Origin of the sequence: Nocardioides sp. (genome assembly GCF_035703625.1) — a bacterium.
Classification (GTDB): Bacteria; Actinomycetota; Actinomycetes; order Propionibacteriales; family Nocardioidaceae; genus Nocardioides.
Genome location: NZ_DASSXS010000239.1, coordinates 1 through 9663 on the forward strand (window position 1 = coordinate 1; position 9663 = coordinate 9663).

Here is a 9663-nt window from a genome sequence, read left to right on the forward strand (position 1 = left end):
GACCGGCACCGACTTCGCCAGCATGTGGGGCGGCTCGACGCTGCCCGAGTGGCGGCGCCGGGGCCTCTACCGCGCCACCGTCGCCCACCGGGCCAGGCTTGCCCGCGAGCGCGGCTACCGGTTCATGCGGCTCGACACCTCACCCGACTCACGGCCGATCCTGAGGCACCTCGGGCTGCGGGCGGTGGCCACCACCACGCCGTACTCCCTGGACGCGCGGGAGCCAGCCGGCTGATCCCGCGGCTCCCCACGGGCTACGGGACGCGCGTCAGGCGCAGGTCCCGGTCGAGGATCGCGGCCAGCCGGTCGGCTTCCTGCTCGATCGCCTTGGCGGGTGGGGCCTGCCCGTCGAGCCAGGTGACCGTGACCTCGTCGCCCTTGCGCGCCCAGGTGCCGCACACGACACCGCCCAGGATCACCGGGTTGGCCTTGCGAGTCATGAGCTCGCGCCGGTCCGACGGGGTGACGTGGGTGTCCTTGGTTCCGGCGCCCATCACCCACTGGTCGTGCCCGGGGAGGAACCGCACCGCCGCCGAGGGAGCAGCGGCTTCGAGGGCGTCGACGTCCTCGCGCGCGGCGTAGGCCACCGTGCCCTCGACGTCGACCGCGACCAGCCGGTCGCCGAGCCCCGCGAACCAGGACTCCAGCCGCTTGCGCCCGGCGCTCAGCCCGTTGCCCAGCCAGTAGTGGAGCCGGCCGACGGTCGCCGGCCCATAGGTCCGGAAGTACGCCGCGACCGCGCGCGGCCCGGCCTCGTCCAGGTCGGGGATGCCGGCCCATCGGGGGTTGTCGTCCAGGCGCTGCACGGTGCGCCGCCCGTCTCGTGTCGGGCCCAGGCTCAGGTCGCCCTGCCAGGACAGTGGCTTGATCAGCGTGCCGGCGCCCTCGTCGAAGACCGGCTCCAGGTGCCGGTAGGCCGTGTGCCGCGCCAGCTCCTGCCCGAGCTCGGCCACGGTCAACGGCCCGTGGCTCAGGGCGTCGCGCACCGCAGCCCGGAAGTCCGGCCAGTCCGCAGGTGCGAGCCGGTAGTGCTCCACCCAGCTCGGCAGCTCCCACTGCCGGCCGGCGGCGCGGATGGCCAGGTAGATGCCTCCGTCCTCGGGCGCGAGGTAGTGCATGGACCCGCGGTAGGCGAACGCCTTGATGACCTCGCCGTCGGCCAGGGCGGCGGCGAGCTCGCCGGGACGCGATGTCGTACGACGTGCGGCGACAGCGATCTCGGCCAGCGACTCGTCCATCGACAGCACCGCCCCGAGGCGGCGTACGACGTCAGCGACCGACCCGGAGCCCACGGGGTCGAGGAACTGCCGCTCCATCCGCCAGGCCAGCGCCTGTGACCACGTGATCGAGGCTTCGGTGTCCGTGCTCATGGCGGCAGCCTCGCACTCATTCCGGACGAACGGCGTCCGGCTCGGGTGGACGCCTGCTCAGGAGCACGGGGCCGCGTCGAGCTGTGCCTGGGCGTCCGCGAGGAGCTCGACCACCCGGGCGCCGAACGCGACGTCGACCTCGTGGGGCTCGCCGCTGCGGACCGACTCGACGAGCTCCTCGGCCGCCACGGCCAGCAGCTCCGATGCTGCGATCTCGGGGCGTGGCGGCATGGGACACAGGCCGCCCTCGCCCCACAGGGTGGCCTCGAAGCCCGCCGCCGCCGGTGGCGCGAACACCGTGAGCGTCGCGGTGCTGGTCGCACCGGACTCGTGCCGGATCACCAGCGTCACCAGGTCGCGCTCACCACCGACGGCCGTGAGCGACCTGACCGGGCCGAGGGCGTTGCTCAACGTCGAGAGGGCGTGCGGGCCGATGTCCCAGAGCGCGCCGCTCTCCTGCCGCCACGGGGACGAGCCGAACGGGTTGCCCTGCTCCTGCAGCGAGCTGAACCAGCGCACCCATCCGCCTCGCCAACCGCCCGCCTCCCGGACCTCCCGGAACCACGCCCTCGAGGTCTCGGGGAAGCGATCGGTGAAGAACACCACCGAGGCCACGCCGGCCTCCGAAGCGGCGTCCCTCAGGGCGTGCGCGGCGCCGACGGTCATCGCGATCGGCTTGTCGAGGAGCAGGTGCTTCCCGGCCTGCGCGGCCCGAGTCGCGAGCTCGGCCTGGACGTCGGGCGGAACCGCGAAGGCGACGGCGTCCACGTCCGCGAGCAGCGCGTCGAGATCGGCGTGGGCCGGGACACCCAGCTCCGTGGCCAGGACGCGCGCCTTCTCCGGGCTGCGACCCCACACCCCGACCAGCTCGACACCCTCGGCCGCCCTCAGGCCCGGGCCGTGGGCGAGGCCCGCCCAGGGACCCGTCCCGACCAGTCCGAAGCGCACGTCGGCACGCTACCGCGCCCGCGGGGTGGGGCCGACCTGCACAGAACCTCCACACGTCGCACACGCTTCCCGACCACGGCCGCTCGTAGCCTTCCGGCATGACCAGCACGCGTCGGGTCCTCGTCGTCGAGGACGACCCGATCATCAACCAGTCCGTCTCCGACCGCCTCGAGGCCGAGGGGTACGACGTGGTGCGGGCGTGGGACGGTCCGGGCGCGGTGGCGGCGTACGGCGCGCACTCGCCCGACCTGGTGGTGCTCGACGTGATGCTGCCCGGGTACGACGGCCACGAGGTGTGCCGCCGGATCCAGGCCGACCGGCCGGTGCCGGTGCTGATGCTGACCGCGCGGGCCGACGAGGCCGACGTCCTGGTGGGCCTCGGCGTGGGTGCCGACGACTACCTCACCAAGCCCTTCCGGATGCGCGAGCTCGTCGCCAGGATCGGCGCCCTGCTGCGCCGGGTCCAGCGCGCCGCCGAGCTGGTGGCCCGCTCGCCGCTCGCGGTCGGTGACCTCCGGGTCGACGCCGCGGCCCGGCGGGTGTGGTGCGGAGGAGAGGAGGTCCGGCTGACGCCGACCGAGTTCGACCTGCTCCTCTGCCTGGCGGAGACCCCCGGTGCCGTGGTCACCCGCGACAAGCTGATGGCCGAGGTGTGGGGCTGGCCCGACGCCTCCGGGACCCGGACCCTCGACAGCCACGTCAAGGGCCTGCGGGCCAAGGTGGGTGTCGAGCGGATCAGGACCGCCCACGGCGTGGGGTACGCGCTCGAGGCGGGGGACGGGGAGTGACCACCCCGCCGCTCGCCCGGGTCGCCTCGCTCAAGGTCAAGCTCGGCCTGCTCGTCGCCGCCAGCGTCACCGTCGCCGCAGCGGTCGCGACCCTCGGCCGGGCCGGTGGCGTCCCGGTCTGGCTGAGCATCCCGGTGACCATCCTGCTGGCCCTGGCCGTCACCCAGCTCCTGGCCGTCGGCATGATCGCTCCGCTGCGTCAGATGACCGAGGCCGCACGACGCATGGCGACCGGCAGCTACGACGTCCGCGTCACCGAGACATCGAACGACGAGGTCGGCGAGCTCGCCCGCGCGTTCAACACGATGGCACGCGACCTGGCACGGGTCGACCGGGAGCGCCGCGAGCTGGTCGCCAACGTCAGCCACGAGCTTCGGACGCCGCTGACCGCCCTGTGTGCCGTGCTGGAGAACCTCGTCGACGGCGTGGCCCGCGACCCCGACTCCCTCTCGGCCGCCCTCGACCAGGCGGAGCGGACCGCTCGCCTCGTGGACGACCTGCTCGACCTCGCCCGGGTCGACGCCGGGAAGGCCCCGCTCACCCCGGAGCCCGTCCCCATCCGGGAGCTCCTCGACGACGCCGTCGCCGAGGCGCGGGTCCTCGCCCGGCCCGTGCAGTACGACGTCCGGGTCGACCCCGGCGACCTCGTCGTCCGGGCCGACCCCGCCCGGCTGCGACAGCTCGTGGCCAACCTGCTCGACAACGCCTCGCGGCACAGCCCCCACGGCGGGACCGTCCTGGTGACCGCGACGCGCGCCGGCGATCGGTACCGGGTCGAGGTGACCGATGCGGGACCCGGCGTCCCGGCGGCCGACCGCGAGCGGGTGTTCGAGCCGTTCGGCACCCTCAGTCCGACCGGGGGCGGCGGCGGGACAGGCCTCGGCCTCGCCATCGCCCGGTGGGTCACCGACCTGCACGGCGGCACGATCCGTTTCGTCGACCCGGGGACCGGCCGCGACGGCGCCCGGGTCCGCGTCGACCTCCCCCTCGACCCGACCGCTCGCCCCACCCATCCCCCCGAGGAGAAGACCATGCCCACCGCCCCCCAGCCTCCCGCGGCGCCCCCCGCACCGCAGGCCGCGCCGGCCGCCGTACCGACGCCGTCGCTGCTCGACGACCTCTTCGCCGGCTTCTGGCCCGACCGGGGGATCCCCGGCCGACGCAACCTCCTCCTCGGCGCTGCTGCGGCCGGCGTCCTCGCCGGCATGGTCCTGCCGTTCCACGACCTCGGGCTCGGCACGTTCCTGGTGCTGCTCGCCTGCGCGGGGGTGGTGGTGGCCGCGAGCCGCCACCGCCGCGACCGGTTCACCCTCACCTGTGCCGCGGTGTACGTCGCCCTCGTGGCCACCTGCGTGGTGCGGGACGCCGAGTGGATCGTGGTGCTCTGCCTGCTGGCCGGGGCGGGCGTGGGCCTCTGCGGGGTGACCCGCGGCCGCACCCTGCCCGGTTTCGTGCTGGCCGGGCTGGCCTGGCCGCTGGCCGGGCTCCGTGGCCTCCCGTGGCTGGGCCGCACCCTCAGCGGTCTCAGCAGCCCACGGCAGGGCGCCGCCATCCTGCGCACCCTCCTGCTCTCCGCCCTCGGGCTGCTCGTCTTCGGCGTCCTCTTCGCCACCGCCGACGCCCTGGTCGCTGAGTGGGTGGGCGCACTGCTGCCGGACCTCACCGTGGACACGTTCGTCCTGCGCACCTTCGTCGCCGTGGCCGTCACGGGAACGGTGCTGGCGGCCGCCTACCTCGCGCTCAATCCCCCGAAGGTCGACGGTGGCGCCCGTGAGGCCCGACCGGTCACCAGCAGGTTCGAGTGGCTGGCCCCGGTGCTCGTCGTCAACGCCGTCTTCGCGACGTTCCTGGTCGCCCAGGCCACCGTGGTCTTCGGCGGCCACGACTACCTGCAGCGCACGACCGGCCTGACCTACGCGGAGTACGTCCACCAGGGCTTCGGGCAGCTCACCGTCGCCACCGCGCTGACGCTGCTGGTCGTCTGGGCCGCGGCCCGCAAGGCGCCCCGCGCGACGACCGCGGACCGGACCTGGCTGCGTGCGGCACTCGGTCTGCTCTGCGTCCAGACGCTGGTGGTGGTCGCTTCGGCGCTCTACCGGATGCACGTCTACCAGGAGGCCTACGGGTTCACCCGGCTCCGGCTGCTCGTCGACGTCTTCGAGGGCTGGCTCGGTCTGCTCGTCCTGGCGGTGATCGCCGGGGGGCTGGTGCTGAAGGGGGCGTGGCTCCCTCGCTTCGCCCTCCTCAGCGGGGCCCTGGCCCTGCTCGGGCTGGCCGCCATCAACCCCGACGCCTGGATCGCCGAGCACAACCTGGACCGCCAGGCCGAGACCGGTCGCGTGGACTGGTCCTACCTCCGCAACCTCTCCGACGACGCGGTGCCCGTCTACACCCGGCTGCCCCAGGATCTCCAGAGCTGCGCACTGGACGGGCGGACCGCCTCGTCCGACGACTGGCTGGAGTGGAACCTCGGACGGGCCCGCGCCGCCGACGTGCTGGCCGGGGCATCGACCGCGCCCGCCGGCGACTGTCCGGAGTCGGACTAGCCGCGAGGCCGGTGCTGATCCGCGTGGTCAGCGGGCCCGCAGGCGGTGCACCCGCAACGCCAGCTGGACGTCGAGGCTGCGGGCGGGATCGCGCCAGTCGGCGCCGAGCAGCTCGCCGATGCGGCCCAGCCGCTGGGAGACCGTGTTGGGGTGGACGTGCAGCCGGGCGCCGGTCTCCTTGAGCCGACCCCCGGTGGCGAACCACGCCTCGAGGGTCGCCACCAGCTCCGAGCCCCGCGCGTCGTCGTAGGCCAGCACCGGACCGAGCGTCGACTCCAAAAAGCCGGCCAGCTCCTCGGGCCCGTTGTCGCCCAGCAGGAGACGGGCCAGGCCGAGCCCGGCCGGGTCGCTGACCTCGCCGGACCGCCCCAGGGTCACCAGGGTGTCGAGGCAGCGGCGGGCCTCGTCGTACGCCGGCCGGAGGTCGTCGGGGCTCGCGGCGGCCACCCCGACGGTGGCCCGCCCGCCGGCGCGCTCGAGGGCGGAGCGCACCTCCTCGCCCACCACGCGCGGATCGTCGGCGCAGACCAGGATCACCACCGTGCCGTGGTACTCACCGACCAGGCCGCGCCCGTCGCCGGCGAGCCGCGCCAGCGCCCGGATCGAGCCGTACCGGTCGATGCCCTCGGTGGCCGCGACCGCCACCGCGAGCGGCGGCTCCAGCACGACGTGCTGGCGCCGGGCGCGCTGACGCAGCGCCGGGTCGCCGGCCTTGCCGTCGAACAGGTCGCTGAGCAGCTCCCCGCCCAGTCGGTTCTCGGTCTCGGCGACGGTGCGGGCGAACAGCAGCACCAGCGCGGTCACCATGGCCCCACGCTCGAGGGTGCGGCGCTCGGCCAGGCCGAGCGACCCGGCGACGTCGTGCAGGACGAGGGTGGCGACGTGCTCCGTGCCGGCCAGGGCGGCCACCACGTAGGAGTCGTCCAGCCGCACCGACCGCCCCGAGGTCACCGACTCGGCCACCGCCCGGTCCCACTCGCCGGGCGCGGCCTCGCCGGCGATCAGGTCGCCGTCGGGGTCGTGCACGGCCAGCCGCCCGGACAGCTCGTCCGCGAGCACCCCGGCCACCTCGACGACCCCGCCGCCGTGGAGCAGCAGGTCGGTGAGCCGGTCGTGTGCCCGGGCCGCGCTCTCGACCGCGACGGTGTGCTCGGTCATGGTCCGGTTGGCCTGGTCCAGCTCGGCGAACAGCCGGGCGTTCTGCAGGGCCACCGCGGCGTGCGCCGCGAACGACGTGAGCAGGCTGACCTCCGCAGGAGGGAACGGCCGCACCGTGCGGTGCACCGCGAGCAGGGCGCCGATGACCTGGTCGTCGACCACCAGGGGCACGCCGAGGATCGCCCGGATCCGCTCCCCGGCGACCGCCTCGTCGATGTAGCCGCGGTGCACGAACCGCTCGTCGGACTGGTAGTCGGGGGTGAAGTACGGCGCCCCGGTCTGGGCGACCAGGCCCAGCAGCCCCGTCCCGAGCGGGAGGCGGAGCTCCTTGAACTCCGGGGTCAGCGCCCCGTCGGTCACCTTCATGTACGACGCGCCCTCGGTCTCGTCGTTGAGCGACAGGTAGGTCATGTCCGCGTTGAGCAGCTGACGGGCCCGGCGCACGATCGCGGCGAGGATGGCGTCCACGTCGCGGATCGCGGTCAGGTCGCTGGCGGTGTCGTAGAGCGCGGTCAGCTCCGCCTCCCGGGCCTGCTGGCGGGCGATCAGCTCGCGCAGCCGGGTGGCGACGTCGTACTCCCGGCGGAGCTCGGCCAGCTCGGCCTCGGACGCTCCCGCCCGCTCCGCGTCGGCCACGACGTCGTCGAACGCGGAGCGTGGGGCCTGGTCGTAGAGCAGGTCCAGGAACGATCGGCTCATCGGTCCGCCCGCATCAGGGCTCCCGGTCGACAGTCATCCGCCGGTCGCCGAAGGCGACCTCGTCCCCGGGCAGCAACGTGGTCGGCTTCCCCGCCACCAGGTCCTTCGGGACACCCTGGCGGATCAGCACCGATCCGTTGGTCGAGCCACGGTCCATCACGACCAGTACGCCGTCGGGCGCGACCTGGAGCTGGGCGTGGGTCTTGGAGAGCGACATGTCCTCCGACCGGAGCGGGACGACGTGCCGCGCCTCCTCGCCCGGCGGCGGCTCGGGGCGACGGCCCACGACGACGAGGCCCTCCACCACCAGGGTCTCCCCGGAGTCGAAGGCGAGCCGCCAGCGTGCCAACGGGGGGCCGGAGGCGCCCGTGGCCACCGGGAGGTCGGGCAACGGCGACTGGGCGACCGGCGACTGGGCGATTGGTGACTGGGCGACCGGCGGCGCCAGCCGCGCGGCGGTCAGGTTCACGATCTGGCGGGTGGGCTGCGCCGCGACCGCCGGCACCTCCGGGGCGGGCCGGACGTCGACCACCACCGACCCGGTGACCAGGTCGTGCCAGCCCCGCCGCCTCCGGCCCGGATCCATCACCGAGGTCCAGGCCAGCGTCGCCACCCCCAGCCCGAACGTGGGCAGGGTGGCCATGCCGAGGATGAGGGCACGCCGGATCGCCGCGAGCACTCCGATCGGCTCACCGGAGTCGACGTGCACCAGGCGCAACCCGAGGACGGCCATCCCCGGAGACGTACCCCGCAGGCCCGCGACCAGCGCCATGGCCAGCCCGACCACCAGCAGCGTTCCGAGGGCGACCAGGACGGCGGCGCCGGGGCCACCGGAGGAGAACAGGAGCCCGTAGGTCGCCCACGCGGCGAGCCCGGCGACCGACCAGCCGATCAGCCGGTCGAGGACGAACGCGTAGAACCTGCGGTCGAGGTCGGCCGCGGGGAGCACCGAAGCGCCGGTTGCCACGATGGTCGCCTCGTCGGCGGGCTGGGTCACGGGTTGGTGACCTGGATGGTCACCCCGTCACCCAGGTCGATGATCGCGCCAGGTAGCAGCTGCACCGCGACGCCGGCCGGCAGGTCCTCCGGGGCGAGGCCGGGCTGCACCAGCACCGTCCCGTTGGTCGAGCCGAGATCGGTGACCACGGCAGACCCGTGGTCGGCACCCGAGCCCGCCCGCACCTCCAGGTGGGTGGACGAGATCTCCTGCTGCGGGCTGGGCACCGTCACCAGCCGCGGCTCCTCCGACGCCTGGTGACGCTGGGGCTGCGGGGCCCGGCCGACCAGGACCGGGCGGTCGACCTCGACCGTCTCGCCACTGGAGAAGACCAGCCGCGCCACCGCCCGGGCCACCACGTCCGGAGCGGGTGCCTGCCCCGGGATGCCAGGCGCGGCCAGCGGGTCCGGCAGGCCTCCCCCGGCCCGGGTGAGCCCGTCGCGGTCGGCGACGGGGGTCTCGGCGGTGTCGGGCTCCGCGCTCTCCGGGCCGGCGGGCGCCGGGCGGGCGCCGCGGCGTGGTGGCTCCTGGACCCGCGAGACGCGCACCAGACCGTTCTGGACCGTGAGGTCCGGCCCCTCCCCGTCGTCGCCGAGATCGATGGCCAGCCCCGTGACGCCGGTCAGGGACTGCTCGACCCAGGTGGTCGCGGCCGCACCGGCCAGCTCCACCTCGCCCTCAGGGGTCGTGAAGCGCGCGGTGGCCGGACCACGGACCACCGCCTTGGTGTCGGCGTCGGACTCGCTGACCAGCACGAAGCCGGGCAGCTCGCGCAGCCCGTCCGAGATCAGGGCGTCGAGGACCTCGTCGAATCCCGCGCCGTCGTCGACGAGGTGCCACAGCTGCGCGACGCGACCCTTCTCCGAAGGTGGGAGCACGACAGTGGCGTGGTCGCCGAAGATCGCGAACCACTCGCCGGGACGGTAGGCACGCGCATTCACCACTCGCAGCTCGGCCGCATCCTCACCCTCGCGGGACTGGTGCGGACCGAAGCGGCCTCTCGCGTCGCTCACGGCACGGCCCCCAGCTTCTCTTCCAGGCTCTCCCGCTCACGCCGGGAGTCACAGGCGCTCTCTGAGGCCAATCCCACCACATCGATGACGACCGCCGTGGCGTTGTCCTCTCCCCCGGCCGACACTGCCGCCGCCACCAGCCGG

Annotated in this window: 8 protein-coding genes; 3 read left to right on the top strand and 5 right to left on the bottom strand. The window is 74.5% G+C overall.

All coding sequences use genetic code 11. From position 1 onward, the window contains the following. A partial coding sequence (locus VFN12_RS12355; RefSeq protein WP_325118998.1) for a GNAT family N-acetyltransferase occupies positions 1-235 on the top strand: 235 nt, incomplete at its 5' end. A 19-nt stretch (positions 236-254) separates the two neighbouring features. Here the strand turns inward: VFN12_RS12355 and VFN12_RS12360 are convergent. Further along, positions 255-1370, bottom strand: a complete 1116-nt coding sequence (locus tag VFN12_RS12360) for a DNA glycosylase AlkZ-like family protein (protein WP_325118999.1) — start codon at positions 1368-1370, stop codon at positions 255-257. A gap of 57 nt (positions 1371-1427) precedes the next feature. After that, complete coding sequence (locus VFN12_RS12365; RefSeq protein ID WP_325119000.1) at positions 1428-2318, bottom strand: Gfo/Idh/MocA family oxidoreductase; 891 nt, start codon at positions 2316-2318, stop codon at positions 1428-1430. A gap of 98 nt (positions 2319-2416) precedes the next feature. On the opposite strand from VFN12_RS12365, the gene VFN12_RS12370 reads away from it, so the two are divergent. Then, positions 2417-3106, top strand: a complete 690-nt coding sequence (locus VFN12_RS12370) for a response regulator transcription factor (RefSeq protein ID WP_325119001.1) — start codon at positions 2417-2419, stop codon at positions 3104-3106. Further along, positions 3103-5652: a DUF4153 domain-containing protein gene (locus tag VFN12_RS12375; RefSeq protein ID WP_325119003.1), complete on the top strand. Its 2550-nt coding sequence runs from the start codon at positions 3103-3105 to the stop codon at positions 5650-5652. Before VFN12_RS12370 ends, VFN12_RS12375 begins: the two co-directional genes overlap by 4 nt. A 27-nt stretch (positions 5653-5679) precedes the next feature. Here the strand turns inward: VFN12_RS12375 and VFN12_RS12380 are convergent, their stop codons facing one another. Genes VFN12_RS12380 through VFN12_RS12390 form a run of 3 tightly spaced genes read right to left on the bottom strand, consistent with a single transcriptional unit; the run spans position 5680 to position 9519 of the window. Next, positions 5680-7509 carry a helix-turn-helix domain-containing protein gene (locus VFN12_RS12380; protein WP_325119004.1) on the bottom strand — a complete coding sequence of 610 codons (1830 nt, stop codon included), beginning with the start codon at positions 7507-7509 and terminating at the stop codon, positions 5680-5682. Positions 7510-7522: 13 nt separating this feature from the next. Beyond that, the gene (locus tag VFN12_RS12385) at positions 7523-8506 is read right to left on the bottom strand and encodes an RDD family protein (RefSeq protein ID WP_325119005.1); all 984 of its coding nucleotides are present in this window, start codon (positions 8504-8506) and stop codon (positions 7523-7525) included. Then, entirely contained in the window at positions 8503-9519 is a 1017-nt protein-coding gene (locus VFN12_RS12390) for an FHA domain-containing protein (RefSeq protein ID WP_325119006.1), read from the bottom strand. Before VFN12_RS12390 ends, VFN12_RS12385 begins: the two co-directional genes overlap by 4 nt. Positions 9520-9663: the final 144 nt, after the last annotated feature.

Coding starts and splice junctions, on each gene's coding strand:
- VFN12_RS12380 (WP_325119004.1), bottom strand. CDS start 7,509: ATGAGCCGATCGTTCCTGGACCTGCTCTACGACCAGGCCCCACGCTCC.
- VFN12_RS12370 (WP_325119001.1), top strand. CDS start 2,417: ATGACCAGCACGCGTCGGGTCCTCGTCGTCGAGGACGACCCGATCATC.
- VFN12_RS12360 (WP_325118999.1), bottom strand. CDS start 1,370: ATGAGCACGGACACCGAAGCCTCGATCACGTGGTCACAGGCGCTGGCC.